General features: G+C 68.6%; 25 protein-coding genes and 1 tRNA gene. 10 read left to right on the plus strand and 16 right to left on the minus strand.

Annotated features, from left to right (window positions below; translation table 11 throughout):
- Entirely contained in the window at positions 1-672 is a 672-nt protein-coding gene (locus H570_RS0109465) for a hypothetical protein (RefSeq protein ID WP_036135796.1), read from the plus strand.
- Positions 673-828: 156 nt separating this feature from the next.
- On the opposite strand, the gene H570_RS0109470 is transcribed toward H570_RS0109465, so the two are convergent.
- Positions 829-1350 (minus strand): DUF4019 domain-containing protein, encoded by a 522-nt coding sequence (locus tag H570_RS0109470; RefSeq protein WP_027080529.1) that lies wholly within the window; start codon positions 1348-1350, stop codon positions 829-831.
- Between the two features lie 190 nt (positions 1351-1540).
- On the opposite strand from H570_RS0109470, the gene H570_RS17065 reads away from it, so the two are divergent.
- The 4 genes from H570_RS17065 to H570_RS0109490 all read left to right on the plus strand — a co-directional run bounded on the left by H570_RS17065 (position 1541) and on the right by H570_RS0109490 (position 5931).
- Positions 1541-3166 carry a tetratricopeptide repeat protein gene (locus tag H570_RS17065; RefSeq protein WP_051176269.1) on the plus strand — a complete coding sequence of 542 codons (1626 nt, stop codon included), beginning with the start codon at positions 1541-1543 and terminating at the stop codon, positions 3164-3166.
- A 63-nt stretch (positions 3167-3229) separates the two neighbouring features.
- Complete coding sequence (locus H570_RS0109480; RefSeq protein WP_027080530.1) at positions 3230-3448, plus strand: RNA-binding S4 domain-containing protein; 219 nt, start codon at positions 3230-3232, stop codon at positions 3446-3448.
- A gap of 63 nt (positions 3449-3511) precedes the next feature.
- On the plus strand, positions 3512-4072 hold the full coding sequence (locus tag H570_RS0109485; RefSeq protein ID WP_027080531.1) for a LemA family protein: 561 nt from the start codon (positions 3512-3514) through the stop codon (positions 4070-4072).
- Positions 4073-4116: 44 nt separating this feature from the next.
- Complete coding sequence (locus H570_RS0109490) at positions 4117-5931, plus strand: DUF2207 domain-containing protein (RefSeq protein ID WP_169447758.1); 1815 nt, start codon at positions 4117-4119, stop codon at positions 5929-5931.
- Here the strand turns inward: H570_RS0109490 and H570_RS18200 are convergent.
- A complete protein-coding gene (locus H570_RS18200; protein WP_051176270.1) occupies positions 5842-7239 on the minus strand; it encodes a COG3904 family protein in 1398 nt (465 codons plus the stop codon). The genes H570_RS0109490 and H570_RS18200 overlap by 90 nt on opposite strands.
- 146 nt (positions 7240-7385) lie before the next feature.
- Between H570_RS18200 and H570_RS0109500 the strand changes: the two genes are divergently transcribed.
- Positions 7386-8132, plus strand: a complete 747-nt coding sequence (locus H570_RS0109500) for a DUF4336 domain-containing protein (protein WP_027080533.1) — start codon at positions 7386-7388, stop codon at positions 8130-8132.
- A gap of 169 nt (positions 8133-8301) precedes the next feature.
- Here H570_RS0109500 and H570_RS0109505 read toward each other — a convergent pair whose 3' ends face one another.
- The 4 genes from H570_RS0109505 to H570_RS0109520 form a co-directional block, all read right to left on the minus strand.
- Positions 8302-9006: a glutathione S-transferase N-terminal domain-containing protein gene (locus H570_RS0109505; RefSeq protein WP_027080534.1), complete on the minus strand. Its 705-nt coding sequence runs from the start codon at positions 9004-9006 to the stop codon at positions 8302-8304.
- 82 nt (positions 9007-9088) lie between these two features.
- Complete coding sequence (locus H570_RS0109510) at positions 9089-9796, minus strand: GNAT family N-acetyltransferase (protein ID WP_245559583.1); 708 nt, start codon at positions 9794-9796, stop codon at positions 9089-9091.
- Between the two features lie 11 nt (positions 9797-9807).
- The gene (locus tag H570_RS0109515; protein WP_027080536.1) at positions 9808-10902 is read right to left on the minus strand and encodes a DUF1615 domain-containing protein; all 1095 of its coding nucleotides are present in this window, start codon (positions 10900-10902) and stop codon (positions 9808-9810) included.
- A gap of 308 nt (positions 10903-11210) precedes the next feature.
- Positions 11211-12146, minus strand: coding sequence for a right-handed parallel beta-helix repeat-containing protein (locus H570_RS0109520; protein ID WP_051176271.1), 936 nt, complete (start codon positions 12144-12146; stop codon positions 11211-11213).
- Positions 12147-12573: 427 nt separating this feature from the next.
- On the opposite strand from H570_RS0109520, the gene H570_RS18590 reads away from it, so the two are divergent.
- The 4 genes from H570_RS18590 to H570_RS0109545 all read left to right on the plus strand — a co-directional run bounded on the left by H570_RS18590 (position 12574) and on the right by H570_RS0109545 (position 17155).
- A complete protein-coding gene (locus H570_RS18590; protein WP_084500030.1) occupies positions 12574-12861 on the plus strand; it encodes a DUF1428 domain-containing protein in 288 nt (95 codons plus the stop codon).
- Between the two features lie 54 nt (positions 12862-12915).
- Positions 12916-14046 carry a hypothetical protein gene (locus tag H570_RS18205; protein WP_156899926.1) on the plus strand — a complete coding sequence of 377 codons (1131 nt, stop codon included), beginning with the start codon at positions 12916-12918 and terminating at the stop codon, positions 14044-14046.
- Between the two features lie 189 nt (positions 14047-14235).
- Positions 14236-16152 (plus strand): 1-deoxy-D-xylulose-5-phosphate synthase, encoded by a 1917-nt coding sequence (gene dxs / locus H570_RS0109535; RefSeq protein WP_027080539.1) that lies wholly within the window; start codon positions 14236-14238, stop codon positions 16150-16152.
- 265 nt (positions 16153-16417) lie between these two features.
- Complete coding sequence (locus H570_RS0109545) at positions 16418-17155, plus strand: DNA-formamidopyrimidine glycosylase family protein (protein ID WP_027080540.1); 738 nt, start codon at positions 16418-16420, stop codon at positions 17153-17155.
- 143 nt (positions 17156-17298) lie between these two features.
- Here H570_RS0109545 and H570_RS17090 read toward each other — a convergent pair whose 3' ends face one another.
- From H570_RS17090 to thrS, 10 genes are all read right to left on the minus strand, one after another.
- Positions 17299-18366: a TraB/GumN family protein gene (locus tag H570_RS17090; protein WP_036135806.1), complete on the minus strand. Its 1068-nt coding sequence runs from the start codon at positions 18364-18366 to the stop codon at positions 17299-17301.
- Between the two features lie 140 nt (positions 18367-18506).
- Positions 18507-18583 (minus strand) — tRNA-Pro (locus H570_RS0109555).
- Between the two features lie 48 nt (positions 18584-18631).
- The gene (locus tag H570_RS0109560; protein WP_027080541.1) at positions 18632-18988 is read right to left on the minus strand and encodes a MerR family transcriptional regulator; all 357 of its coding nucleotides are present in this window, start codon (positions 18986-18988) and stop codon (positions 18632-18634) included.
- Positions 18981-19283: an integration host factor subunit alpha gene (locus H570_RS0109565; protein ID WP_027080542.1), complete on the minus strand. Its 303-nt coding sequence runs from the start codon at positions 19281-19283 to the stop codon at positions 18981-18983. Before H570_RS0109565 ends, H570_RS0109560 begins: the two co-directional genes overlap by 8 nt.
- Before the next feature lie 41 nt (positions 19284-19324).
- A complete protein-coding gene (gene pheT / locus H570_RS0109570; protein ID WP_027080543.1) occupies positions 19325-21706 on the minus strand; it encodes a phenylalanine--tRNA ligase subunit beta in 2382 nt (793 codons plus the stop codon).
- A 96-nt stretch (positions 21707-21802) separates the two neighbouring features.
- Entirely contained in the window at positions 21803-22843 is a 1041-nt protein-coding gene (pheS, locus tag H570_RS0109575; protein WP_027080544.1) for a phenylalanine--tRNA ligase subunit alpha, read from the minus strand.
- Positions 22844-23105: 262 nt separating this feature from the next.
- On the minus strand, positions 23106-23465 hold the full coding sequence (gene rplT / locus H570_RS0109580) for a 50S ribosomal protein L20 (RefSeq protein ID WP_027080545.1): 360 nt from the start codon (positions 23463-23465) through the stop codon (positions 23106-23108).
- A gap of 13 nt (positions 23466-23478) precedes the next feature.
- The gene (rpmI, locus tag H570_RS0109585; protein WP_024889803.1) at positions 23479-23676 is read right to left on the minus strand and encodes a 50S ribosomal protein L35; all 198 of its coding nucleotides are present in this window, start codon (positions 23674-23676) and stop codon (positions 23479-23481) included.
- 361 nt (positions 23677-24037) lie between these two features.
- Complete coding sequence (infC, locus tag H570_RS0109590; RefSeq protein WP_211219103.1) at positions 24038-24562, minus strand: translation initiation factor IF-3; 525 nt, start codon at positions 24560-24562, stop codon at positions 24038-24040.
- Positions 24563-24649: 87 nt separating this feature from the next.
- The gene (thrS, locus tag H570_RS0109595; protein WP_027080547.1) at positions 24650-26557 is read right to left on the minus strand and encodes a threonine--tRNA ligase; all 1908 of its coding nucleotides are present in this window, start codon (positions 26555-26557) and stop codon (positions 24650-24652) included.
- Positions 26558-26575: the final 18 nt, after the last annotated feature.

Consider the following 26575-nt stretch of genomic DNA (forward strand, 5'->3'; position numbering starts at 1 on the left):
ATGGAATCGACCATGGAACTCGACGACCTCAAGCAGGCCTGGCAGGCGCTGGATCGCCAGCTGCAGCAGCAGAAGCGGATCAACCTGGAACTGCTTGCCGAAACCCGCATGCGCAAGGCCAGGGCGGGCTTGCGCTGGCTGCAGGTGCTTGCCGTCGGGCAGGTCGTGGTCGGCCTGGTGGTGACGATCTTCTGCGCGCGCTTCTGGAGCTCGCACCTGCACGAGCCGGCGCTGCTGCTGTCGGGCATCGTCCTGCACGCCTACGGCGTGGCCATGATCGTCGCCGGGGTCATGGAGATGCTGCTGCTGGTGCGCACCGACTACGCGGCGCAGGTGGTCACCATCCAGAAATACCTGGCGCTGCTGCGGCAGTGGCGCATCCGGACAAGGCGCTGGTTCGCGCTGGCGCAGTGGCTCCTGTGGATCCCGGTGACCCTGGTGATGCTCGAGTACCTGTTCGGCTTCAACCTGTGGGCGCATTCGCCTGCGACGGTCGGCGGTTTCGTCGCAGTGGGCATCGTCGGACTGCTGGCAACGCTGTGGCTGGTATTCTGGTCGCCGCGCGCGCTGCGCAGGCGCGTGGGCGACTATGTCGACGACAGTAACACCGGCGCGCTGCTCAAGCGTGCACAGGCATCCCTCGACGAGATCGCGCGCTTCGAGCGCGAGTAGCCGCCGTTACAGGAGCGGCTCCGGCCGCGAGGCTCTTCAGCCGGGAACGGCACGATTGAAGGAAACTCGCGGCTGGAGCCGCTCCTGCAAGGGCATAAAAAAAGGCGGGGCCGATTTCCCGGCCCCGCCCGATACTTCAATCAACGATGGCTTCGCTCAGTTGCCGTCGCCCGGACCGCGCAGGCTGTAGCCGGACACGCGCCAGACCTTGTCCTCGTCGAGGCGGAACGACACCAGTTCACGCACCGGCTCCTGCGAATTCGCGAAGGTGCTGGGAACCGCGACGTTGAGATAGAAGCCTTCCGGAACGCTGGCCCCGGCCGGGAACTGCGAACGGCTCACCGCGGGGTTGCCGCGCGACGACACCTTGCCCAGCTTGTTGCGGTCGATGGTGATCTGCTTGACGAAATCGTCGCGGGTCACCACCCGCTTCATGGTCGTCGAGGCGGTGTCCCAGACCTGGCCGATCTGGTTGGCGTCCACCATCTGCATGACCTGCAGGGCGGCCTTGCTCATGTCGGCGTTCTGCTTGGCCAGCTGGGCCTGCTGCTGCGGCGTGAGCGTCTGCTGGGCCGGTGCCGCCGTCTGCTGCGCGGGCTGCGACGGCTGGGCCTGTTGCGCCGAGGCGGTGCCGATGAAGGCCACGAGGGCGACGGACAGCAGGAAACGATGATTCATGCGGGTTCCTCGGTACAGGAGATGGATGTCGGACAAGTCTACGCCAAGCCCCTGCATGGCCGGCACGCCCCTCGTTCGGCGTTGGCCCCCACGCCCCCCCGCGAGGAGTATCTTCGCTGAACGGGCGCGACCAGAGGCCCGCAGCCTTGCGGGACGGGGGCTCCAAATGGCAGGCGGTCCCGAGACAGTCATGCGGCACGGATTCCTCGCCGAACTCAAGCGCCGTCGCGTGATCCGCGTGGCCATCGTCTACGCGGTGGTCGGCTGGGTCGTCGTCGAGGTGGCGTCCACGGTACTGCCGCCGCTCAACCTGCCGGACTGGTCGGTCAAGCTGGTGATCGTCCTGGTCGCGCTCGGATTCCCGATCGCCGTGATCATGGGCTGGATGCTCGATCGCGACCAGGCCGGCGGCAGCGCCCGCGCGGCTCCGTCGGCCGGCGCGCAGGCGGCGGCCATGCCGGTTGCGCGGCCGGCTCCCGATCCGGCCATCGCCGACGCGCCACCGAAGCCGGACGCCCCGGCAGGCAGCGAACGCCACACCATCGCCGTGCTGCCCTTCGTCAACATGAGCGGCGACGCCGAGAACGAGTACTTCAGCGACGGCATCTCCGAGGAGATCCTCAACCTGCTCACCAAGCTGCCGCAGCTGAAGGTCTCGTCGCGCACGTCGTCGTTCAACCTCAAGGGCGAGAAGGTCGATATCCCCACCGCCGCGCGCCAGCTCGGCGTCGACACGATCCTCGAGGGCAGCGTGCGCCGGGCCGGCGATCGCGTGCGGATCACCGCGCAGCTGATCGAAACCGCCGGCGACTCGCACCTGTGGTCGGAAACCTACGACCGCGAGATCAAGGACGTGTTCGCGATCCAGGACGACATCGCCCGCAGCATCGCCGATGCGCTGCAGGTGGCGCTGGGCCCGAAGGAGCGGCGGGCGCTGCAGAACGTCGCCACCGCCGATGTGCACGCCTACGACTTCTACCTGCGCGGCCGCCGCTACTTCTACGCGATGACCCGGCGCGACTTCCTGCACGCCATCCAGATGTACGAACAGGCGATCGGGATCGACCCGCAGTATGCGCTGGCCTACGCCGGCATCGCCGACGCCTATTCCTTCCTGTACCGCTACAGCAGCGCCGTGCCGGAGAACATCGCCCAGGCCGAAAAGGCCAGCCTGCGCGCCGTGGAGCTCGACCCCGATTCGGCCGAAGCCCACGCGGCGCGCGGCACCGCGCTGACGCTTGGCGGCCAGTACCCCAAGGCGGAGAAGCACTTCGAAACCGCGATGCTGCTCAACCCCAACCTGTTCGAGTCGTACTTCTTCTACGGCCGCGCCTGCATGTCGGCGGGCAACGTGGAGAAGGCGGCGCGCCTGTTCATGCGCGCGGCCGAGGTTAACCCGTCGGACTACCGCACGCTCGGCTTCCTCAGCCAGGCCTACGAGGCGATGGGACGCACCGACAGCGCCCGCGAATCGCTGGTGCGGGCAAAGGCAATCCTGGAACAGCACCTGCGCATGAACCCGGACGACAGCCCCGCACTGTGCTTCGGCGGCGCGATCCTCGCCCAGCTCGGCGACCGCGAGCAGGCCATCGCGTGGACCGAGCGCGCGCTCGATGCGGCGGGAACCGAAGCGTTCATCGTCTACAACTCCGCCTGCACGTTCGCGCGGCTCGGGGTTACCGATCGCGCATTCGAACTGCTCGAGCGAGCCTTGGCCCAGGGCTGGGGCGACCGCACCTGGATCGAGCACGACTCCGACCTCGCCTCGCTGCACGGCGACCCGCGCTTCGACCGCATCCTGCAGCAGCTGTCCTGACGGACGCTCTTGCACGAACGGAGCGACGCTGCGACGCTGTCGCGCCTTCGACACCTGCCTCCCATGCAACGACTCGACTTCCAGCTCGAACGCGACTTCATCGAACTCAACCAGCTGCTCAAGCTCGTCGGCCTGGTCGACAGCGGCGGCGCCGGCAAGGCAATGGTCGCCGGCGGCGCGGTGCGCGTGGACGGGGTGGTGGAGCTGCGCAAGACCTGCAAGATCCGCGCCGGGCAGCGGGTCGAGGTGGGCGATGTCCGCATCGACGTGGCCGCCGGCTGACTCGAGAGCATCCGCCGCCGCGGCCCGATACAGTATCGGCTCCCACCGCGAACGGATCGCATCGTGACGACATCCCTGCTGCTCTCGGCCATCCTCGCCGTCGCCCTGCTGGCCTGGGCGATGATGCTGTTCAACCGCCTGGTACGCCTGCGCAACCAGGTGCGCACGGCGTGGGCCGACATCGACGTGCAGCTCACCCGCCGCCACGACCTGGTGCCCGCGCTGGTCGCCGCGGTGAAGGGCTATGCCAGCCATGAGGGCGCGCTGCTCGAAGCGGTCACCACGCTGCGCGCGCAGGCCACGGCCGAACGCGCGCCGGGCCGGCTGGGCGATGTCGAGGGCCAGCTCGAGCACGCGCTCGGGCGGCTGGTCGCGCTCAAGGAGGCCTACCCGGACCTCAAGGCCAACCAGAACTTCTCCCAGCTGCAGCGCGACCTGGTCGAAGTGGAGGAATCGCTGCAGTACGCGCGCCGCTTCTACAACGGCGCGGTGCGCGACTACAACGACGCGGTGCAACGCGTGCCGGACCTGCTGGTGGCGCGCAGCTGCGGTTTCAACGCGGCCGAATTCTTCCAGGCCGATGAAGCGCAGCGCGCGGCGGTGAAAGTGGAGTTGCCGCGATGATCCGCGCGGCAGTGGAAGCGGCCAGGGCCGCGATCGGCTTGGCCATGCGCCCCATCGCTGCGATAGCCGCTCCCGCGGGCCTGGTTTTGCTCTGGCTGGGCAGCGCCACGCCGGCACACGCGCAGGAACGGATCCTGTCCTACGACAGCGTGATCGAAGTGCGCGCCGACGGCAGCCTCGACATCACCGAGGACATCCGCGTGCACGCCGCCGGCTCCGCCATCCGCCGCGGCATCTACCGCGATTTCCCGACCCGCTACAAAGACCGGTTGGGCAACAACGTCGTGGTCGGCTTCGAAATGCTCGGCGTGCAGCGCGACGGCAGGCCGGAACCCTGGTTCACCGAACGCCGCGGCAACGGCGTGCGCATCAACACCGGCAACGACCACTTCCTGCAGGTGCCGGCCGACTACACGTTCCGCCTGCACTACCGCACCACCCGCCAGCTCGGCTTCTTCGACGACCACGACGAGCTGTACTTCAACGCCATCGGCACCGGCTGGGACTTCGCGATCGAACGCGGCAGCGTCGAGGTGCGCCTGCCACGCCCGGTTCCGGTCGCGGAGATGAAGGCCGAGGGCTACACCGGCGGCTACGGATCGACCACGCAGGGCTTCGACGCCGGACTGCCGGCTCCCGGCGTTGCGCGCTGGACGCTGGCGCGGCCGCTGCCACCCGGTGAAGGCATGACCGTGGTGCTGTCGTTCCCGAAGGGCGTCGTCACCGCGCCCAGCCGTGCGCAGAAGACATGGTGGCTGCTGAGGGACAACAGCGCGGTCCTGATCGCCCTGTGCGGGTTCGTGGTGCTGCTGGTGTTCTGCATCGTCCGCTGGCGCAAGGTCGGCCGCGATCCGCCGCAAGGCGTGGTGGTAGTGCAGTACGACCCGCCGGATGACTACTCACCCGCCGACCTGCGCTTCGTCAGGCGCATGCGCTACGACAACCGCTGCTTCTCGTCGGACCTGCTGGCCAGCGCCGTCGACGGGGAGGTGCGCATCCACAGGGACGGCGATCCGGAGGCGGGCAGCTGGCGCCTGGAGTACCTCGGCGCGCCCGTGGCCGGCGGCAAGTTCGGCTTGCGCGAGGCGCTCGGCCTGTTGCGCAAGCGTGGCAGCGACACGGAACCGGACGACGTCCCGGGCCCGCGCCGGCTGCTCGATGCGCTGTTTGCGGACGCCCGCGAACTCGAGCTCGACAACTCCAACGCCAGCACCATCGGCAACGCGCGCATGCTGCATTCGGCCCTGCTGGAGAAGCGCTTCAATCCGCGCATGTTCAAGCGCCACGGCGGCAGCATCGCGATTGCAGTCCTGATCATGGCGCTGACGCTTGCGCTGGCGATCGGCGTCGGCGTGGTGATGCTCGGCTCCGGCGTCCTGCTGATGCTACCAGTGCTACTGGCCATGCTGGTCGTGGTGGTGGCGTTCGCCATCCTGGTCAAGGCACCGACTCCCGAGGGCCGCAAGCTGCTCGACGCGATCGAGGGCCTCCGCCGCTACCTGGACGTCGCCGAACGCGACGAACTGGCCGCCATGCCCGGCCCCGGCGGGCCGCCGATGCTCGATGCACAGCGCTACGAACGGCTGCTGCCGTACGCGGTGGCACTGGACGTGGAGGAGGCGTGGACGAAGAAGTTCACCCTGGCCGTCGGCGCGGCCGCCGCGGCCGCGACCACCGCCGCGATCACGTGGTACCAGGGCGGGCACGGCGACAGCCTGGGCAGCCTGACCAGCGCCATCGGCGACAGCCTCAGCTCGCAGATCGCCTCGTCAGCCACCCCGCCCGGCAGTTCCTCCGGCGGCGGTGGCGGCGGTTTCTCCGGCGGCGGCGGCGGCGGTGGCGGTGGTGGCGGACGCTGACACCCGGCCCGTGCGGCGCAGGCTGGCCATCGGGCCGTCGGCGGCGCAGGTTTCATCCGGGAACCCGAACTCGCCCCCCAGCGACACCGCGCAGGCCTCGATCGCGGCCTGGTCACGCGCCGGCTCGCAGCGACTGGCGAACGCGCGCAGGAACGCATCCCGACGCTTGACGAAGTCGTCGCCGCACTTGCGCGCCAGGATGATGCGGTCGAGGTCGTCCTGCACCGCGTTTGCGCCGGACAGCCCGTACTCGCGCAGCTCGTTGGCATCCAGCAGGCGCAGGCTGCGGTTGGGCACGGTCATCATCAGGTCGGCCACCGCGGCCGAGGCGCCGTTGCGCTCCAGGTAGTCCTTGATCTCGCCGTACACCTCGCGCAGCTCCTGGCTGAGCTCGGCGCGCGTGCTGGCCTGCGAACCCACCCGCACCATGCGGTGGATGCCGACCTTGCCGGCGATCTCGCGGTTGTCGCCGGCCGCCAGCACCAGGACGCAGGCGCTGTGGCAGATCGAGTCGGCGCGCACGCGGATCGTCCAGTGCGAACCGGCGATCGCGTCGCCGGCCGGCATCGCGTCTTCGACGCGGCCACCGGTCGAGTTGATGTCGAGGATGCGGGTGTCGATCCCCATCCGGTCGGCCATCGCCGCGGTGCGCTGCATCAGCGCGGTGAAGTCGCCGCTGATCTTGCCCTCGTAGCGCAGCCGCACGGCGCCGCGTTCGCGGCAGGGCGACATCGCGGCCTCGACGTCCTGGAAGCCGAGATCGACCAGCGGGCGCGCTTCGTCGGCCGACCCGTCGGCGATCACGACGGCGGGTTCGCCGGCATTGTCGCCGGGCGCATCTTCCGCTGCAGTCGAAGACGATTGCGCGGCGACGGCATCGGTCACGCCCAGCACGGCGGCAGCGACGTCCTTGGGCGGTGCCGGCGCGGCAGCGGCTTCGGCCTGCCCTGCCGGCGGCTCCGATGCGGGCGCGATGGCAACCGTGCCCGGCAGCGGCGCGCCGTCCAGGTCGCAATCGATCCACGCATCGCCCGACAGCAGCCGCAGCGCCGGCCAGTCGGTGCCCTTGAGCAACTCGGCCTGTGTGGCCCTGGCCGGCTTGGCGTCGCTGCTGACCGCGCCGGCATCCTCGCTGCCACTGGCCACCACGGTCTTCGACGGCGCCGGCACGGGCGCCGGCGCCTGTTGCCGACAGGCCGCCAGCAGCAGGCAGGCAATGGCGAGGCAAGGCAGCACGAACCGCTGCGATGGAAGGCGGAACCGGGTGGGAATCACGTCGAAGGGGCTCTGCAGGAGGCGCGAAGCCATAGTCTATGTCCCGCGCGTACCGGCGGCCGAATGCGCGATGAACATTCCGCCGCGCACCGTCGCGAGCGCGCCGGCTGCCCGCCCGCGGACGCAGCCTCCACGCCGGCCGCATGACAATGCCGCGGCAGCCCGGACCGGAGACGCCGATGGCCCGCAACACGATGGACTACCCGCCGCTCAACACGCCCAAGCCGATCGCGACCGACGCCTGGATCGTCGACGGCCCGATCATCCGCTTCGGCATGCCGTGGCCGAAGATGCCCTTCCCCACCCGGATGACGCTGCTGCGCCTGCACGGCGGCGACCTGTTCGTGCACTCGCCCACGCCGCTGACCGCTCCGCTGCGCGACCGGATCGCGACGCTCGGCACGCCGCGCTGGATCGTCGGCCCCAACCGCATCCACTACTGGTGGATCCCCGAATGGAAGGCCGCCTTCCCCGATGCCGGCGTCTGGCTGGCGCCGCGCATCCGCGAACAGGCCGGCGCGCGGATCGACTTCGCCGCGCATCGGCTCGACGCCGAAACCGGCTATCCGTGGGACGGCGCGATCTCCACCCTGCCGGTCGCCGGCAGCTTCATGACCGAGGTCGAGTTTTTCCACCACCCGAGCCGGACGCTGGTGCTCACCGATTTCATCGAGAACTTCGAACCCGGCAAGCTCGGCAGCGGGTGGATGCGCTGGCTCACCCGGCTGGGCGGCGTGCAGGATCCCAACGGCGCCATGCCGCGCGACATGCGCCGCACTTTCGCGCGCCAGCGGCCGCAGCTCAGGGCCGCGGTCGAACGCATGCTGGCGTGGGAGCCCGAACGCATCGTGCTCGCCCACGGCCGCTGGTACGAACGCGACGGCACCGCGGAGCTACGGCGCGCGTTCGGCTGGCTGCTGGAATAGCCGCGCAGCCGCCACCGGCTGCCGGTGCCGCGCCAGCGACGCCCGTCAAGCGGCGCAGTGCCCGCCGCAAGCGCGGCGACGCCGACGCGGACGATCCAGCCCAGAGCGGTCGTCGCGTCGCGCCTTCCGAACGATGCGGTACCGCGAGCCGGCCTTGTCCAAACCTGCCTTAGTCGCGCGAGGGGATCTTCAATCCGCGCTGCACCGCCGGACGCGCCAGCCCGCGTTCGAGCCAGGCCGCGACGTTGCCGAAGCGGTCGTACTCCACCAGTTCGCGCGCCTCGTAGAAGGTGATCAGGTTGTTCACCCATCCCAGCGTGGCGATGTCGGCGATGGTGTAGTCGCTGCCCATGATCCAGTCGCGCCCCGCGAGCCGCCCGTCGAGCACGCCCAGCAGCCGCTTCGACTCGTTGACGTAACGCTCCAGCGGGCGCTTGTCCTCGTACTGCCTGCCGGCGAACTTGTTGAAGAACCCCACCTGCCCGAACATCGGCCCGATCGACGCCATCTGGAAGAACACCCACTGGATCGTCTCCCAGCGCGCGGCGGCATCGGCGGGAATGAACTTGCCGGTCTTGTCGGCCAGGTACATCAGGATCGCGCCGGATTCGAACAGGCCGAGCGGCTTTCCGCCCGGGCCGTCGGGATCGATGATCGCCGGGATCTTGCCGTTGGGATTGAGCGCGAGGAACTCGGGCAGGTGGCTCTCGTTTTCCATGATGTCCACCAGGTGCGCCTCGTACGGCAGCCCGGTTTCCTCGAGCATGATCGAGGCCTTCACCCCGTTGGGCGTGTCGAGCGAATACAGCTGGATGCGGTCTGGATGCCGCGCCGGCCAGCGGCTGGCGATGGGGAAGGCGGAAAGATCGGCCATGTCGTGCTCCTGCGGGGGACTGTCGCCAATCTGCGTCCACGGCGGCGAGGTGGCAAGCGGACGCTGTGTTGCCGCGGCGCGCTCAATCCCGGGCCAGTGACCAGAAGCCGATGGCGCGGCGATGCCGGTAGCCGAGCCGCTCGTACAGCCGCAGGGCGCGCTCGTTGCCGCGGCTCACGTGCAGGAACGGCAGGCGGCCGCGGCGCAGGGTGTCGTTGGTCAGCATCGCGGTCAGCCGCTGCGCATGGCCGCGGCCGGTGAAATCCGGATGGGTACAGATCGCGCTCATCTCCTGCGCCGCGTCCGTGCCCAGGCGCTCGCCGATCATCGCCGCCAGCCGGCCGTCGTGACGGATGCCGAAATAGCGGCCCAGTTCCATCGTGCGTTCGCGGAAGTAGTGCGGATAGACCAGCGCGGTCAGCGCCAGCACGTCGTCGCGGTCGGCCTCGGACAGCGCGACCACCTCCGGCCCGTCGGCCATCTCCAGCGGCGCGTCGCAGACCATCTGCGCCAGCGGATCGAAGGCCTGCAGGCGCCAGCCGTCCGGCACCGCGGCCGGCGCAACGCCCAGCAGGTAGACGCTTTCGCCCGGCGCGACCAGCGCATCGAATGCGTCGCCCATTGCAACGCCCGCATCCGCCACCCCGAGGAACGGCGCGAACGCCGCCGGATAGCGCGCCACGTCGCCCGCGCGCAGCGCGATGTCGCGATGGCGGCTGCACAGCGACGCCCAGAACGGATTGTCGAGTCCCATCGTCGCGTCCACGGGCATGTTCTCTACTTCCCACACGGCCCGCTCCTTCAGCGCCGCGCCATGCAGCGCTTCCAGCGCTCGTTGACGCGGTTGGCAAACCACGCCGTGGTCAGCTTGCGCGTGATCTTGGGGCTGTGCAGGTCGATGCCCGGCAGCACCGCACGCGGCAACGGCTCCCGGGCGGCAGCGTCGGCCAGTTCGAAGACGCGCGCGTACAGGCTGGTGTCCTCGAACGCCAGCGAATCGCCCTTCTCCAGCGCGCGCCGGATCGCCGCGTCGCCCATGTCCAGCCTCGGCCCGAGCGCGCGCACCGCGCGCTCGGTGGCACCGGGCTGGTCGAGCGGCGCGCCGGGGCGCAGCAGATCGCCGTCCAGCGCCAGCTCGATTCCGGAGGCACGGCTGACCGCCGCCTGGAACGCCGCGTTGCGGCTCGCGTACCAGCCGGCGTTGAAGTCCGCGAAGCGATACAGCGGCGCCTCGTAGCGCGCCGGGTAGCCCAGCAGGTGCGCAATGCCGAAATACATGCCGCCGCGGCGCGTGAACACCTCGTGCCGGATCGAGCCGTCGACCGGGTACGGATAGTCCTTTGCATGTGCTTCGGCAAAATCGATCGCGACCTGCATCGGCCCGCCGGTATGCACCGGGTTGAGCCCGGCGAACAGGCGCCCGCCCAGCGGCACCATGCCGATGAAGTCCTCGAACAGCGCGCTCAGTTCGCGCTCGGTCTGCACGCGTTCGATCCGCTCGGCATAACTGCGCCCGTCGGGCGAACGGATGCGAAGCGCGGCGCCGACGAGCACCTTCGGTACGTGCATCGACGCCGCGCGCCGGTCGATTTCCTCGCGCGCGATCTTTCCTAGCCCCGGCACCTGCGGGTTGGCCGTGAAGGTGGATTCCTGCTCGGTCACCGCCAGCACCGCGCACAGGTTCTCCGGCGTCGGCGCGATGCCCTGCGCGAACAGCGCCACCTGGATGTCGGCCGCCCAGCCTTCGCGATCGGGTGTCCTGGCCGGCATCCGCGCGACGATGTGGGCACTCACCTCGTCAGGCGTGCGCTGCGCCTCCAGCGGCGCCCGCGTCGCGCAGCCGGCGAGCAGCAGCGATGCAACGAGGAACACATGCCGCGGCACCGGCTGGAACAGCCGCAGGCACGCACGGCGTGCAACTGCCCGGCCGAGCGTGGTTTCGGTGCAAATGGAATGAACGGCAGGCATGGGGAGAGGGGCACGTCAATGGCCGCAGCCTAGCAGGGCACTGGCCGCACAGCGCGTGACCGCGGCGACCGATGTCCTGATGTCCCGGACTACCCCGGACGGCACCGGTAGATCCGGCGGAGTCGCCGCCGGTCGCCACCGACGGACGCAGCGGGCGGGCTTCGAACCGTAGTGCCGCTGCAGTGTGCAGCGGTGCGAGGACCCGGGCAGGAAAATCCCGCCCGGATCCGCAGGGGTCAACGCGTACTGACGTTACCGTTTGGCGTGCCATCGACGATATTGGTCGACACGCGGTTGCTTCCGTACGAGAAGATGTCGCCCCCGGACTGCGAAACGAGGCCGCGATAGTTGCCGGTGATGACGTTGCCGGAAATCAGCACGCTGGCCAGCCCGCCAGTGGACTTGATGCCGGCGGAACTCGCGTTACCGGCGCCGTTGTCCGTGATCTGGCAATCATCCACGCTTGCCTCGACGGCCTGCCCTGCGCTGGAAGCCAGGAATCCGCTGTTGGTGTTGAAGCTCAGGGTGCTGTTGCGCACCGACACCACGCTGCGATCTTCCGCCTTGATGCCATGCGCATTGGACAACAGCTGGCTGTTGACCACCGAAACGAAGCCGAGGCCGGAGACCCCCGGCGTCGACTGGATCCCGGCGCCAGCGTTGTTGCTGAAGTGGCTGTTGACCACCACCAGCTTGCTGCTCCCATTGGGCTCGAACAGGACACCATTCCTTGAAAAGTTGCGTATGACCACTTTGTCCATGTGCAACTCGGTGCCGCTGATAAAGCGGACGCCGTAGATCCCGGTGCCGGCACCATCGATGGTGAGGTTGCGCAGGTGAACACTGCCGCTGCCGGCATTGATGATGATGCCGGTGGTACCAGTCGCCAGGATGCTGCCTTCCACGGCGCCGCCGTCGATGGTGATGGGCTTGGTGATGGTGACCACCCCGAACCCGCCCGGATCGAGCACGCTGATCACGCCCTTCGCGACGGTTTTGGAGATCGCGCCTGCGAAGGTCTTGCAGGGGGCGGTGCGGCTGCACGGATTGGCATCGTCGCCTACCCCTGACACCCAGGTACGGCTAGCCTGCGCGAACGCAGCCGTGTTCAGGGCAAAGAAAAGCACGGTGAAGCCGGCGAGCCGGCAGGCCCACTTGCGTGTCTGCAACATGAAGTTTCCCCTTGGGACTGTGATGGACCGCCGATCGCTCGCTGGCGCCGGACGGACCGCGCCAATCTACCCCAAACACCTGAGCTTCGACCGCTCCCGCGAACTGGCTGGACTTGCCCCTGAATCGCGTTTGCACGGCACTTGTCATCCACCTTTTGGCGCCGACCTTCACGGGCAAAGTGCACAGCCTGCGCCACCGCCGCGGAAGGCTGCTCGCACCCAAAGGCGATCATCGGCTGCAGGACTGCGCCGCATTCCAGCCAGTGGGACGATGCGCTGGCCAGGCCGCAGCCGGGCCGTCATCCGACCTGCTGGCGATGTCGATCCGGCCCTCGCCCGATCGTCATCCTGGCGAGGGCGTCCTTCCGGGCGCCCGTCCGCGCCACGGTTCCATGCCCGCCCCCGCACTTCAGACAGGAGACCCGCCATGTCCTACATCGACGGCTTCGTGATCGCCGTTCCCAACGCCAGGCGCGAAGCGTTCATCGCCCACGCCGACGCATACGACCCCATCTTCATCGAGGTCGGCGCCACCCGCGTCCTCGAGTGCTGGGGCGACGACGTGCCCGACGGCAAGCTCACCGACTTCCGCCGCGCGGTGCAAGGCCGTTGCGGGCATTGCGTCCCAGTTTTGTCGGCCGTCCGCCCGATTCCGCCGCGTACGCGGCAGCAACTGACGCGCACCGGCAAGCAACTGCCGCAGCACGCGCGTTGACGCGCGCCGCGCACTTGGCAACACTCATCGGTTGCGAAATTCCGGACTGCGATGATGCCGCTGACCCTTGGCCTGACCGGAATGGATCCGGCCACCGAAACCGCGCTGAAGGCTACCTTCATCCACGCCAACGCCCGCGTCGGCGGCGTGTGGCAACTGGTTTCCGAAGCGGAAGCCGAGCACATCATGGTCGACATGGACAGCATGTACGGACCGATGAGCTGGCTGCGGCTGCACGCCGCCGGCAAGCACGTGATCGGGCTGACCACGGCGCAGCGCACGCAGACCGATTTCCGGCTTGGACGCCCCTTCGACAGCGATTCGTTCTCGACCCTGCTGCGCGATATCGCGATCCAGGGCGGCGTGCCCGTCACCGATTCGCCCGTCGAAGCAGCGCCTGCCGAACCGGTGAGCGCCGCGGCACCGCCGCCTGCCGCGCCGGCCACGGCGCCTGTCGCCACGGCAACGACGGAAAGCGTCGTCGAAACGCCCGACACTAGTGCTGCCGTCGAACCGGCTGCGGTCGCCGAACCGGCCCCGGCAACTGTCGAACCCGATCCGGCACCCATCGCGCCCGAGGCCGCCGCAGTGGACGCCGCACCGCAAGCCGCCATCCCGCGCGAGCAACGTCTGGACGACTGGCTCAGCCCCGGCGCCCTCGACCGCCGCGTGCGCTATCGCTGCAGCGATGGCACCGCCGTGCTGATCGACCCGGCCGCGCGCAGCTACCACGGCCCCTCCGCGCTGAAGCCGCTGGCCGCGTGTTTCCAGGGCACGGCGCGGCGCGAGGACTTCGAGGACGTGGACGACGCAACCTGGGCCCGCGAAAGCGCGGCGGCCGGCGCCGCGCAGCCGCTGCAGCGCCTGCAGTGGCTCGGCGCCCTGCTGGCCGGCAAGGGCACGCTGCTGCCCGGACATGATCCCGACGGCCGCTACCGCCTCAACAAGTGGCCGCAGACCGAGCGCGAGTATCCGAGGCATTTCCGCATCGCCACCGCGATGATGAAGGGCCCGGCGACGCTACCGGAGATCGCCGAGGCCAGCGGCATGCCGGTGGCTGACGTAGCTGATTTCGTCAATGCCAGCCTCGCCACCGGTTTCGCCGACCTTGTCCCCGACGCCCCTGCCGAACCCGTCGAGCCGGCCAAGCCGACCAGCCTGTTCGGGCGCCTGCGCGGGAAATAGGGTCGCGTTCACGCGGGTCGCCGCGCCGGCGACCGGCATTCAGGTCCCCGCCCTGCCGCACGGGTTTTCCGCGCACCAGCGACGTATCCGCGATTCCCGATGCGATGCAGGCGCGCACCGCCGCGCGTTTCCCGCGCAAACGGCCCGTTCGCCTTGCCCGCCGCGACGGCGGGGGCGAAAATGCCCAACATGATCGACTCTTCGCGCTACCCGCGCCTTTCGCGCATCGATACCCCCGCCGACCTGCGCCAGTTCGACGAAGCCGAACTGCCCGCGATCGCCGACGAACTGCGCGCCTACCTGATCGAATCGGTCGGCAAGTCCGGGGGCCACTTCGGCGCGGGCCTCGGCGTGATCGAACTCACCGTCGCGCTGCATGCGCTGTACGACACGCCGGACGACCGCATCGTCTGGGACGTCGGCCACCAGAGCTATCCGCACAAGATCCTGACAGGGCGCCGCGACGCGATCCACACCGTCAAGCAGGCAGGCGGCGTGGCGCCGTTCCCGAAGCGCGAGGAAAGCGAATACGACACTTTCGGCGTCGGCCATTCCTCCACGTCCATCTCGGCCGCGCTGGGCATGGCGATCGCCAACGCACGCGCCGGCAACAACCGCCGCGTGGTCGCGGTGATCGGCGACGGCGCGATGACCGCAGGCATGGCGTTCGAGGCGCTCAACCACGCCGGCGGCATGGAACCGGAACCCGACCTGCTGGTGGTGCTCAACGACAACCGCATGTCGATCAGCGAGAACGTCGGCGGCCTGACCAAGATGCTCGGCCGCGCCACCGGCAGCCACGCCCTCAACGCGCTGCGCGAGGGCGGCAAGAAGCTGCTCGGCGACAAGCGCAAGCCGGCGGCGAAGTTCGTGCGCCGCTGGGAGGAACACTGGAAGGGCATGTTCGTGCCGTCCACGCTGTTCGAGGAAATGGGTTTCCACTACACCGGCCCCATCGACGGCCACGACGTCAAGGCGCTGGTCGCCGCGCTGAAGCTGGTGAAGAAGCTCAAGGGCCCGCAGCTGCTGCACGTGATCACCACCAAGGGCAAGGGCTACGAACTGGCCGAGGGCGACCAGATCGGCTACCACGCGGTGTCGCCGTTCGATCCGGAGCTGGGCGTGGTGAAGAAGCCCGGCGCGGTGAAGAAGGCCACCTATACCGACGTGTTCGGCGACTGGCTGTGCGACATGGCCGCGGCCGACGACACGCTGATGGGCATCACCCCGGCGATGCGCGAAGGCTCGGGCCTGGTGCGCTTCAGCAAGGAATACCCGGAGCGCTACTTCGACGTCGCCATCGCCGAGCAGCACGCGGTGACGCTGGCGGCGGGCATGGCCTGCGAAGGGGCGAAGCCGGTGGTGGCGATCTACTCCACGTTCCTGCAGCGCGGCTACGACCAGCTGGTGCATGACGTCGCGATCCAGAACCTCGACGTGCTGTTCGCGATCGACCGCGGCGGAGTGGTCGGCCCGGACGGCGCGACCCACGCCGGCAACCTCGACCTGTCGTACCTGCGCTGCGTGCCGAACATGGTGGTGATGGCGCCGGCCGACGAGAACGAATGCCGGCAGATGCTCACTACCGGATTCCTTTTCGAAGGCCCGGCCGCGGTGCGCTACCCGCGCGGCAGCGGCCCCGGCGTCGCGGTGCAACCCGAGCTCGATAGGCTGCCGATCGGCAAGGCGCAGCTGCGTCACCGCGGCTCGCGCGTCGCCTTGCTCGCGTTCGGGGCGATGGTGCCGGCAGCCGAACAGGTCGGCGAAGAGTTGGACCTCACCGTGGTCAACATGCGGTTCGTCAAGCCGCTCGACCGCGAGCTGGTCCTGGAACTGGCCCGCTCGCACGACGGCTTCGCGACGCTGGAAGACAACGTGGTCATGGGCGGCGCCGGGTCGGCGGTTTCCGAACTGCTGAACGCGTCCGGCGTGGTCCTGCCGATCCTGCACTTGGGGCTCCCTGACACGTTCCAGCACCACGCCAGCCGCGAAGACCTGCTGGCAGAAGCGGGCCTGGACGTCGCCGGCATCCGCGCCGCGCTGCTCGCACGCTGGCCCGGCCTCGCCAGGCCGCCCCGGCAAACCGCGCACACCGCGGCCAGCTGACGCGGGCGGAACCCGCAGCGTCGTCGCTGTTCGACTCGCTCGACAGCTGCGACGCGGCGCGCGCCAGGGGCCTTGTTCGGCGAACGCTCGCCGATCGGGTCGCACCACGCATCCGACGCCAACGTGACCTGGATCGCCCGGTCCGATGGCATCGCGACGTTCGGCTTCCACTGATCGGTCATCCGGTCCGCTATCCCCTGTCAGGCTGTCGCGGCGTTCACGCCGTCCCGCCTAGTGTCGAACGCCCCGCCTCCATCCGCCCGCCATGCCCGAAGGTCCGTCCCTCGTCCTCCTGCGCGAAGCATTGCAACCGTTCGCCGGCAAGCGCGTGCTGCGGGTCGCCGGCAACTCCCGGCAACCGATCTCGGACATCGGCGGCAAGACCCTGCGACGCGTGCGCAACTGGGGCAAACAGCTGCTGCTGGAATTCGATCCGTTCACCATTCGCATCCACTTCCTGCTCTATGGCAGGTGGCTGATCGACGAACGCAAGGACGCGACGCCGAGGCTCTCGCTCGGCTTCACCCGCGATCGCGAAATCAACTTCTACGCCTGCTCGGTCCGTTTCCTCTCCGAGCCGCTGGACGAGCTCTACGACTGGTCGGGTGACGTCATGGCCGACGAGTGGGATCCGGCGCAGGCGCGGCGAAAGCTGCGCGCAAGGCCCGACCGCCTGGTCGCCGACGTACTGCTCGACCAGGACGTGTTCGCCGGCGTCGGCAACATCATCAAGAACGAGGTACTGCACCGTATCCGCTTGCACCCCGGCAGCCGGGTCGGTGCCCTGCCGGCGCGCAAGCTGGGCGACCTGGTGCGCGAGGCGCGCGACTACAGCTTCGACTTCTACCGCTGGCGCAAGGCGTTCGAGCTGAAGAAGCACTACCAGGTGCACACGAAGCAGACGTGTCCGCGCGATCGCCACCGCATCCGCTACGTGAAGTCCTTCGGCGCCGCCCACCGGCGTGCGTTCTTCTGCGAGGCGTGCCAGAAGCTCTACGAATAGCGTGACGCGCCGGCCTGCGCATCGGGCGAGGCATTGCCAGGCGCCGCAGCCGTCTTTCTCAGTCCAGCAGCGACTGCTAGCGCGACGACCTCGGCGCAGCAGCGGCCTCTGCTCGGCCGCGTTGGGTCGTCGCCCGCATGCGCTCAAGGCACCTCGATCACGTAACCCCTGGCCCGCAGCCGCTCGACGTAGCCATCGGGCTGCAGCAGCTGGCTGACCGGAAGCGTGGCGAAGGTCGTGCGGTTTCGCGCCAACGCATCTTCGGCCACCTGCATCCATGTGTCGCCGACCCGTTGCACCACGTCGCCGAATCCCAGCCGCTGCGCCAGCCCGGTTTCGGTGATCGCGTTGACGCAATCGATGTACTGGTTGCGGAACGGCAGCGCGTGCAACGCGTCGATATCGCCGACCGCCCAGGCATTGGCACGCATTCGCATCGTGCCGAGGTCCGCTTCTATCCGCGACAGCGTACCGGCGAAGCAGTCCGCATCCTGCAGCGACATGGCATTCAATTCCTTGAGCGCCGCCTTGGGATTCTTCACCACCAGCTTCACCTGCGCCGGCAGCAGCGGCACGCGCGCGCGCTTGGCGGCCTTCTCCACCACCTGGCCGACACGGTCATCCTGTTCCAGTCCCGATTGGTGCATCGCCGCTTCGTAGAGTTCCTGCGCGGCGAGGATCGGCCGGCGCTTTTCCACGGCCCGATCGCGACCCAGGTAGCGTGCCTTGAGCGGCTGCCAGCGCGCATACAGGCCCGGCGACACCACGTCCTGGAGCCGCTTGCCCTCCGGATTGTTGCGCGCGCGCAGCAACGATGGCACCAGCAACAGCGAGCGGAAGAAGCCGGCATCGGAACTTACCGCCAGCGACGGCGGCAGGATCACCGCCTGCGAACGCGCGATCACGTCCTCGACGTCGCGCGAAACCCAGTCCATGCGCTTGGGCAGCGGCGACAGCGTGCCCAGGATGTAGAGCACGTGGTCGCCCCGGGACACCTTCCACATGCCCGGACCCGGCTGCGCACCCGACACGACCACGGTGTCCATGTCGACGATCGCGCCGCGGGGGGCCACTGATCCGTCCTGCACCGCGCGTTGCGCAATGGCCTGTCCGTCCGCCGGCGAGGTGCCGGCAAGTTGCGAACCCGACTGCGCTTGCGCGGGCAGGGCGAGACAGGCGAGCAGGCACAGGCTGCGAAACGATGCGGGCATGGGGTTTCCTGAACAGGCAACCCGGCAATTGTAGGTCGGCGCGGGTGCCTCGCTGCCGACCGGTTCCGCGCGCCGGATACCAGCGAATCGGCCTCCGCCAGACAAACGAAAGCCCGCACAAGGCGGGCTTCGTCGATCAATGGTCGGGGTAGCCGGATTCGAACCGACGACCACTTGTCCCCCAGACAAGTGCGCTACCAGGCTGCGCTATACCCCGGATGGGTGCGGATTATACCGGCTTCGCGGCCAGCGCCGCGCGCCCGTTTCAGCGGCGCAGCAACTGGAGGACTTCCTCCAGTTCCATCCGCACCTGCCTGATGATCTGGCTGCTCAGCGCCGACTCCTGCCTGGCGCCCTCGCCTTCCAGGCGCTGGCGCGCGCCGCCGATGGTGTAGCCCTGCTCGTACAGCAGGCCGCGGATCTGGCGCACCATCAGCACGTCGTGGCGCTGGTAGTAGCGACGGTTGCCGCGGCGCTTGACCGGGCTCAGGCTCGGGAATTCGGTCTCCCAGTAGCGCAGCACGTGCGGCTTGACGTCGCACAGCTCGCTGACTTCACCGATGGTGAAGTAGCGCTTGGCCGGGATCGGCGGAAGTTCGCGGTTGCTGCCCGGGTCAAGCATGGGCGCCTCCGGCATACGCTTCCACGCGCTCCTTGAGCTTCTGGCCGGGGCGGAAGGTGACCACGGTGCGGGCGGAGATCGGGATCTCCTCCCCGGTCTTGGGGTTGCGGCCGGGGCGCTGGTTCTTGCGGCGCAGGTCGAAGTTGCCGAAACCCGACAGCTTGACCTGGCGACCGGCCTGCAGGCCCTCGCGCAGGGCGTCGAAAAACGCGTCGACGAACTCCTTGGCCTCTCGCTTGTTCAGCCCGACCTCCTCGTACAACCGCTCGGCCATTTCCGCCTTGGTCAACGCCATCTCAGCTCCCCCGAAAACTGATCGTTGCTCATTACCACTGCCTATCCGCGTATCCGTGCCGCGTGGGCGGACTCGAGTGCGGCCGTGACGCCGGCCACCACCGCATCCACTTCGCGATCGGTCAGAGTGCGTGAATCCTCCTGTAGAATCAAGCCCATGGCGAGACTCTTGAAACCCGATTCGACCCCCTTGCCAACGTAACGGTCGAACAGCTGCAGGTCGCGCAGGGCCTCGCCCGCGGCGGCGCGCACGGTGCCGGCGACGGCCTCCCACGGCACGTCCTGCGCGACGACGAACGCGAGGTCGCGGCGGACGGACGGGAACCTGGACAGCGGCCGTGCGCGCGGCACGGCGCGCCGGCGCAGCGGCTCAAGATCGAGTTCGAACGCTTCCACGGCGTGGTCGAGCCCCAGGGCCTGCTGCAGGCGCGGATGCACCTCGCCGATCGCACCGATGACCAGTCCGTCGCACAGCACCTCGGCGGCGCGGCCGGGATGCGCCCAGGCCGGCTGCGCCGCCCGGTACTCGAGCTTCACGCCCGACAGCGCGGCCAGGCTGTCGAGATCGCCCTTCAGGTCGTGGAAATCCACCCGTCGCGCCGGCACGCCCCACTGTCCGGCCGACGCATCGCCGCAGGCCACGGCGGCAATCCGCAGGGTCTCCACAGGCGCCTGCTGCGGCTGGCCTTCCCCACTTTCGAACACCTTCCCCAGCTCGAACAGCCGCACCCGCGACTGCTGGCGCGCGGCGTTGCGCGCCAGCGCATCCACCAGCCCCGGCAGCAGCTGCGTGCGCATCACGCCCAGTTCGGCGCTCAGCGGGTTGGCCAGCGGCACCGCGCCGTCCTGTACCTGCCAGGAAGCGAGCAGGCCGGCGTCGACGAAGGCGTAATTGATCGCCTCCAGGTAGTCGCGCGCGGCAAGCTGGCGACGCAGGTCCTGTTCCGTCACCTCGGTCTCGGTCGGCGCGACCAGGCGCGTGGCGCCGCCGGGCAGCGTGGTCGGGATCGCGTCGTACCCGTGGATGCGCGCGACTTCCTCGATCAGGTCCTCCTCGATCGCCAGGTCGAAGCGGCGCGTCGGCGCGGTGACCGTCCAGCCCTCGGCACCAGCATCGACGCCCAGGCCGAGCGCGCGCAGGATGCGCTCGACTTCGGCATCGGCGATCGACAGGCCAAGCACCCGCGCCAGGCGCGCGCGGCGCAGCTTGATCGTGCGCGGCCGCGGCAGGTGGTCCGGCAGCTCGGCTTCGGTGACGGGGCCGGGCATGCCGCCGGCGATGTCGACGATCAGGCGCGTGGCGACCTCGATCGCGGTGCGCGGCAATTCGGGGTCGACGCCGCGCTCGAAGCGGTGCCCGGCGTCGGTATGCAGGCCCAGCCTGCGGCCGCGTCCGATGATGGCGGACGGCGCGAAGTGCGCGGCCTCGAGGAAGACGTTCTTCGTCGTGTCGGTGACGCGGGTATCGAAGCCGCCCATCACGCCGGCCAGCGCGACGGCGCGGTCGGCGTCGGTGATGACCAGGAAGCCGGGATCGGCCACCACGTCGCGGCCATCGAGCAGCTTCAACGCCTCGCCCGCGCGCGCGTGGCGCACGCCGACCGGGCCGTGCAGCAGGTCGCGGTCGAAGGCGTGCATCGGCTGGCCGAGTTCCAGCATCACGTACTGGGTAATGTCGACCAGCAGCGATACCGGGCGGATGCCGCTCCGGCGCAGGCGCTCGGCCATCCAGACCGGCGTCGGGCGGCTGGCGTCGACGCCGCTGATGACCCGGCCAACGTAACGCGGCGCATCGGCGCCGGCGTCGAGCCGGACTTCGAGCGCGGCGTCGCCCTGCGCGGGCACCGGCGCCGCGTCCAGCGCGGTGACTTCGCTGCCGCAGGCCGCGGCCACGTCGAAGGCGATCCCGCGCACGCTGAAGCAGTCGGCGCGGTTGGGCGTGAGCTTGAGTTCGATGCTGGCGTCGGGCAGGCCGAGGTAGCCGGCGAGCGGCGCCCCAACCGGCGCGTCGTCGGGCAGTTCAAGCAGGCCCGACGCATCGGCGTCGATACCCAGCTCCCTGGCCGAACACAGCATGCCGTTGGACTCGACGCCGCGCAGCTTCGCGGCCTTGATGGTGAGCTCGCCAACCCGCGCGCCGATGGTGGCCAGCGGCGCGACCAGCCCCGCGCGCGCGTTGGGCGCGCCGCAGACGATCTGCAGCAACACGCCGTTGCCGGCATCGATCTGGCAAACCTGCAGGCGGTCGGCCTCGGGATGCTTTTCCGCCGATACGATGCGCGCGACCACGACGCCGTCGAGCCGTTCGCCCAGCGGCGTCAGCTCCTCGACCTCCAGGCCGATCGCGGTCAGCGTCGCGGCAAGCTCGTCGCGCGTGGCGGTCGTGTGGACGTGTTGGCGGAGCCAGTTTTCGCTGAATTTCATTCTGAAATTCCGGGATTCGGGATTGGGGATTGGGGATTGGGAAAGCTGGGGCCCGGGATTCTGCTTTCGCGAATCCCGAATTCCCAATCCCCGCGTTCAGGCGAACTGCCTGAGGAACCGCACGTCGTTGTCGAAGAAGCTGCGCAGGTCTTCGACGCCATATCGCAGCATCGCGAAACGCTCCACGCCCAGGCCGAAGGCGAAGCCCGTGTAGCGCTCCGGATCGATGCCGACGCTGCGCAGCACGTTCGGGTGCACCATGCCGCAGCCGAGCACTTCCAGCCAGCGCGTCGAACCATCCGGCTGCTGCCAGGCGATGTCGACCTCGGCCGACGGCTCGGTGAACGGGAAGTAGCTGGGGCGGAAGCGCATCTCGAAGTCGCGCTCGAAGAACGCGCGAACGAACTCCACCAGCGTGCCCTTGAGGTCGGCGAAGCTGGCGTGCTCGTCGACCAGCAGGCCTTCGCACTGGTGGAACATCGGCGTGTGGGTCTGGTCGGAGTCGCTGCGGTACACCTTGCCCAGCGCGATCATGCGCAGCGGCGGCGCGCCGCCGCCGGCCAGCAGGTCCTGCATGTAGCGCACCTGCACGCCGGACGTGTGGGTGCGCAGCAGGCGGGCGACGCCGCTGCCGTCGGGACGCCTGCCGCCATCCTGGATGTAGAACGTGTCGTGCATCGCCCGCGCCGGGTGGTGCGGCGGGAAGTTCAGCGCTTCGAAGTTGTGCCAGTCGTCCTCGATCTCGGGGCCGTCGGACAGTTCGTAGCCCAGGCGGCCGAAGATGTCGGCGATGCGCTCCATCGTGCGGCTGACCGGATGCAGGCCGCCGCGCGCCGCATCGCGACCGGGAAGCGTGATGTCGATGGTTTCGGTGGCCAGCCGCGCATCGAGGGCTGCCTCGTCGAGTGCGGCCTTGCGCGCCGACAGCGCGGCGCCGATCGCATCGCGCGCGCGATTGATCGCCTCGCCCGCGGCCTTGCGCTGGTCACCCGGCAGCGCGCCCAGCGACTTGAGCTGCGCGGTGATGCTGCCGTTCTTGCCGAGCAGCGCAACGCGCAGGGCTTCCAGCGCGTCGGGGCTGTCCGCACTGGCGATGTCCACCAGCGCCTGTTGCGACACTTGTTCGATTCCACTCATCGGCACCGCATCCTCGGATCACTTGCCATCGGATCACCCTGTCATCCCGAGCGCGGCGAGCGGTCCATGTCCGGCGTTGCGCGGCACGACCGATTCCTTGCTGCGTTCGGGATGACATCGGAGGGAAGCCGCCACGAAAGGAGACCGCCCTCCAAAACGAAACATGGGGAAGGACTTGCGCCCTTCCCCATGCGTGTACTGCGTTGTACATCCGCTGCGCAAGGCGGTCGCACATGCGACGCCTTGCGGGCGTACGACCAACTTACGCTGCGAGCGCGCCCTTCGCCTTCTCGGCCAGCGCGGCAAAACCCGACGCGTCGTGCACGGCGATGTCGGCCAGCACCTTGCGGTCGAGGGTGATGCCGGCCTTCATCAGGCCGTTCATGAAGCGGCTGTAGCTGATGCCGTTGGCGCGGGACGCCGCGTTGATGCGGGCGATCCACAGCGAGCGGAAATTGCGCTTCTTCTGCTTGCGGCCGATGTAGGCGTACTGCAGCGCCTTGGTCACCGCCTGCTTGGCGACGCGGAAGACCTTGCGACGGGCGTGGTAGTAGCCCTTGGCCTGCTTCAGGATTTTCTTGTGCCGACGGCGGGCCGTCACACCACGTTTGACTCGTGCCATTGTTCAGCCCTCCTCAGAGATATGGAAGCATGCGATCGAGACGGCCTGCGTCCTCGGCACGAACGTGGTTCGTCTGCCGGAGGTTGCGCTTCCGCTTGGTCGCTTTCTTGGTGAGGATGTGGCTGCGGTTGGCGTGGCCTGCCTTGTACTTGCCGGAAGCAGTCTTCCGGAAGCGCTTGGCCGCGCCCCGATGCGTCTTGATCTTGGGCATTGCGTTGTCCTTGAGGGTTTTCTTCGACTGGCCCGGGCGGTGGCGATGGCACGCTGGGTGCCGCCACGCTTTCCATCCTGCCCTTGCCGGCTTGTAAGTCCTTGATCCGCAAACGGATCCGGACGGGTCCTGTTACCACACAACCCGGAAAACCGGGCCGCACATTATGCAGGGTCCGCGATTGCCTTGCAAATCATCTGGTTAGGGGTAGCCGCCGAACCCGCAGGGGCGTGTATCGGCCACGGCACCGGTGCCCCACGGGGGCGGGCGGTGAAGTGGAAAGTCAAAAGCCCCTCACCCTTTCCCCTCTCCCGCCTTGCGGGAGAGGGGAACGGCAGGCATCGCCAGCCTGCGGCTGCGATTATTTCTTCTTCGGGGCGATCATCATGACCATCTGCCGGCCTTCCAGGCGCGGGCGCGATTCGATCACGATGTCTTCGCCCAGGTCGGCCTCGATCCGGTTGGCCATCTCGCGTCCAAGCTCCTGGTGGCTCATCTCGCGGCCACGGAAGCGGATGTTGACCTTGATCTTGTCGCCTTCCTCGAGGAAACGGCGCATGTTGCGCAGCTTGATCTGGTAGTCACCCTCGTCGGTGACCGGCCGGAACTTCATTTCCTTGATCTCGACCTGCTTGGTCTTCTTCTTGGCTTCGTTGGCCTTCTTCTGCTGCTCGAAGCGGAACTTGCCGAAGTCCATGACCTTGCAGACCGGCGGATCGGCGTTGGGCTGGATCTCGACGAGGTCGAGCCCGGCGTCCTCGGCCAGTTGCAGCGCTTCTTCGCGCGAGAGCACGCCGACCATTTCGCCGTCCGCACCGATCACGCGCACCCGCGGTACTCGGATGTCCTGGTTCCTGCGATTTTGCTTGCTGTCAGGGATACTGATATGTGGATCTCCAAGGAAACTGGTGCCGGACACCGCGGTGTCCGGGCCTGCCGGCGCGCGGCCATCGGCCACGCACCGGGTACAACCTCACGACGCTGCGTGCCCGTCAACCAGGCGCGCGGCAAAGTCTGCGACGGACATCGTCCCCAGATCTTCCCCTGACCGCGTGCGCACGGCGACTGCCCCGTTCTCCTTTTCGCGGTCCCCCACCACGAGCAGGTACGGCACGCGCTGCAGCGTATGCTCGCGGATCTTATAGCCGATTTTCTCGTTCCGCAAATCCTCCGTGACCCGGAAGCCTTGATTTGCAAGGGTTTTCCGGACTTCCCGGACCCAAGCGGCCTGGGCGTCGGTAATGTTCATCACCACCGCCTGCACCGGGGCCAGCCAGACCGGCAAATTGCCGGCGTGGTGCTCGATCAGGATGCCGATGAAGCGCTCCATCGAGCCAACGATGGCGCGGTGCAACATGACCGGGTGGCGCTTCTGGCTCTGCTCGTCCACGTACTCGGCGCCAAGGCGGCCCGGCATCATGAAGTCGACCTGCATCGTGCCCAGCTGCCAGGTGCGGCCGATCGCGTCACGCAGGTGATACTCGATCTTCGGGCCGTAGAAGGCACCCTCCCCCGGGAGCTCGGTCCACTCCACGCCGGCAGCGCGCAGGGCCGATCGCAGCGCCTCCTCGGCCTTGTCCCAGGTGGCGTCGTCGCCCAGCCGCGGCTCCGGGCGCAGGGCCAGCTTGACCTGGACGTCGGTGAAGCCGAAGTCGGCGTAGACCTGCATCGCCTGGACGTGGAAATCGGTGACCTCGGACTCGATCTGGTCCTCGGTGCAGAACACGTGGCCGTCGTCCTGGGTGAAGCCGCGCACGCGCAGGATGCCGTGCAGCGCGCCGGACGGCTCGTTGCGGTGGCAACTGCCGAACTCGCCATAGCGGATCGGCAGGTCGCGGTAGCTGTGCAGGCCCTGGTTGAACACCTGCACGTGGCCGGGGCAGTTCATCGGCTTCACCGCGTAGGTCCGCTTCTCGGACTCGGTGAAGAACATGTTGTCCTTGTAGTTGTCCCAGTGGCCGGACTTCTTCCACAGCTCGACGTCGAGGATCTGCGGGCAGCGGACCTCGCCGTAGCCGGTGTCGCGGTACACCTTGCGCATGTACTGCTCGACCGCCTGCCAGATGCTCCAGCCCTTGGGATGCCAGAACACCAGCCCCGGCGCCTCTTCCTGCAGGTGGAACAGGTCCTGCTGCCTGCCGATGCGGCGGTGGTCGCGCTTCTCGGCTTCCTCGATGCGCTGGATGTACGCCGCCAGCTGCTTCCTGTCGGCCCAGGCGGTGCCGTAGATGCGCTGCAGCTGCTCGTTCTTCGAGTCGCCGCGCCAGTACGCGCCGGAGATGCGAGTGAGCTTGAACGCCTTGAGGAAGCGCGTGTTCGGCACGTGCGGGCCGCGGCACATGTCGACGTATTCCTGATGGTGGTACAGGCCCATCTGGGTGATGTCGTCGTCCATGTCGGCGATCAGGCGCAGCTTGTACTCCTCGCCGCGGGCCCTGAATGTCTCGATGACCTCCGCGCGCGGCGTCATCTTCTTGACCACGTCGTAGTCCTGCGCGATCAGCTCGGCCATGCGCTGCTCGATCGCGGCCATGTCCTCGGGCGTGAACGGGCGCTCGTGCCAGATGTCGTAGTAGAAACCCTCGTCGATCACCGGGCCGATCACCATCTTCGCGTCCGGGTACAGCTGCTTGACCGCGTGGCCGACCAGGTGCGCAGCGGAGTGGCGGATGATCTCGACGCCCTCGTCGTCCTTCGGGGTGATGATCTGCAGCGCGGCGTCGTGGTCGATGACGTCGCTGGCGTCGACCAGCCGGCCATCGACCTTGCCGGCCACGGTGGCCTTGGCCAGGCCGGCACCGATGGACTGGGCGACGTCCATGACCGAGACGGGATGTTCGAACTCGCGGCGGCTGCCGTCGGGGAGGGTGATGTTGATCATTGGACTCAGGGCGTTCGT

The sequence above is a fragment of the Luteimonas mephitis DSM 12574 genome (assembly GCF_000422305.1).
In the GTDB taxonomy this organism is placed as follows: domain Bacteria; phylum Pseudomonadota; class Gammaproteobacteria; order Xanthomonadales; family Xanthomonadaceae; genus Luteimonas; species Luteimonas mephitis.

What these genes read in the sequence shown, in the direction of transcription:
- H570_RS0109465 (WP_036135796.1), top strand. Translation starts at nt 1, where the DNA reads ATGGAATCGACCATGGAACTCGACGACCTCAAGCAGGCCTGGCAGGCG.
- H570_RS0109470 (WP_027080529.1), bottom strand. Translation starts at nt 1,350, where the DNA reads ATGAATCATCGTTTCCTGCTGTCCGTCGCCCTCGTGGCCTTCATCGGC.
- H570_RS17065 (WP_051176269.1), top strand. Translation starts at nt 1,541, where the DNA reads ATGCGGCACGGATTCCTCGCCGAACTCAAGCGCCGTCGCGTGATCCGC.
- H570_RS0109480 (WP_027080530.1), top strand. Translation starts at nt 3,230, where the DNA reads ATGCAACGACTCGACTTCCAGCTCGAACGCGACTTCATCGAACTCAAC.
- H570_RS0109490 (WP_169447758.1), top strand. Translation starts at nt 4,117, where the DNA reads ATGCGCCCCATCGCTGCGATAGCCGCTCCCGCGGGCCTGGTTTTGCTC.
- H570_RS18200 (WP_051176270.1), bottom strand. Translation starts at nt 7,239, where the DNA reads ATGGCTTCGCGCCTCCTGCAGAGCCCCTTCGACGTGATTCCCACCCGG.
- H570_RS0109500 (WP_027080533.1), top strand. Translation starts at nt 7,386, where the DNA reads ATGGCCCGCAACACGATGGACTACCCGCCGCTCAACACGCCCAAGCCG.
- H570_RS0109505 (WP_027080534.1), bottom strand. Translation starts at nt 9,006, where the DNA reads ATGGCCGATCTTTCCGCCTTCCCCATCGCCAGCCGCTGGCCGGCGCGG.
- H570_RS0109520 (WP_051176271.1), bottom strand. Translation starts at nt 12,146, where the DNA reads ATGTTGCAGACACGCAAGTGGGCCTGCCGGCTCGCCGGCTTCACCGTG.
- H570_RS18590 (WP_084500030.1), top strand. Translation starts at nt 12,574, where the DNA reads ATGTCCTACATCGACGGCTTCGTGATCGCCGTTCCCAACGCCAGGCGC.
- H570_RS18205 (WP_156899926.1), top strand. Translation starts at nt 12,916, where the DNA reads ATGCCGCTGACCCTTGGCCTGACCGGAATGGATCCGGCCACCGAAACC.
- dxs (WP_027080539.1), top strand. Translation starts at nt 14,236, where the DNA reads ATGATCGACTCTTCGCGCTACCCGCGCCTTTCGCGCATCGATACCCCC.
- H570_RS0109545 (WP_027080540.1), top strand. Translation starts at nt 16,418, where the DNA reads ATGCCCGAAGGTCCGTCCCTCGTCCTCCTGCGCGAAGCATTGCAACCG.
- H570_RS17090 (WP_036135806.1), bottom strand. Translation starts at nt 18,366, where the DNA reads ATGCCCGCATCGTTTCGCAGCCTGTGCCTGCTCGCCTGTCTCGCCCTG.
- H570_RS0109560 (WP_027080541.1), bottom strand. Translation starts at nt 18,988, where the DNA reads ATGCTTGACCCGGGCAGCAACCGCGAACTTCCGCCGATCCCGGCCAAG.
- H570_RS0109565 (WP_027080542.1), bottom strand. Translation starts at nt 19,283, where the DNA reads ATGGCGTTGACCAAGGCGGAAATGGCCGAGCGGTTGTACGAGGAGGTC.
- pheT (WP_027080543.1), bottom strand. Translation starts at nt 21,706, where the DNA reads ATGAAATTCAGCGAAAACTGGCTCCGCCAACACGTCCACACGACCGCC.
- pheS (WP_027080544.1), bottom strand. Translation starts at nt 22,843, where the DNA reads ATGAGTGGAATCGAACAAGTGTCGCAACAGGCGCTGGTGGACATCGCC.
- rplT (WP_027080545.1), bottom strand. Translation starts at nt 23,465, where the DNA reads ATGGCACGAGTCAAACGTGGTGTGACGGCCCGCCGTCGGCACAAGAAA.
- rpmI (WP_024889803.1), bottom strand. Translation starts at nt 23,676, where the DNA reads ATGCCCAAGATCAAGACGCATCGGGGCGCGGCCAAGCGCTTCCGGAAG.
- thrS (WP_027080547.1), bottom strand. Translation starts at nt 26,557, where the DNA reads ATGATCAACATCACCCTCCCCGACGGCAGCCGCCGCGAGTTCGAACAT.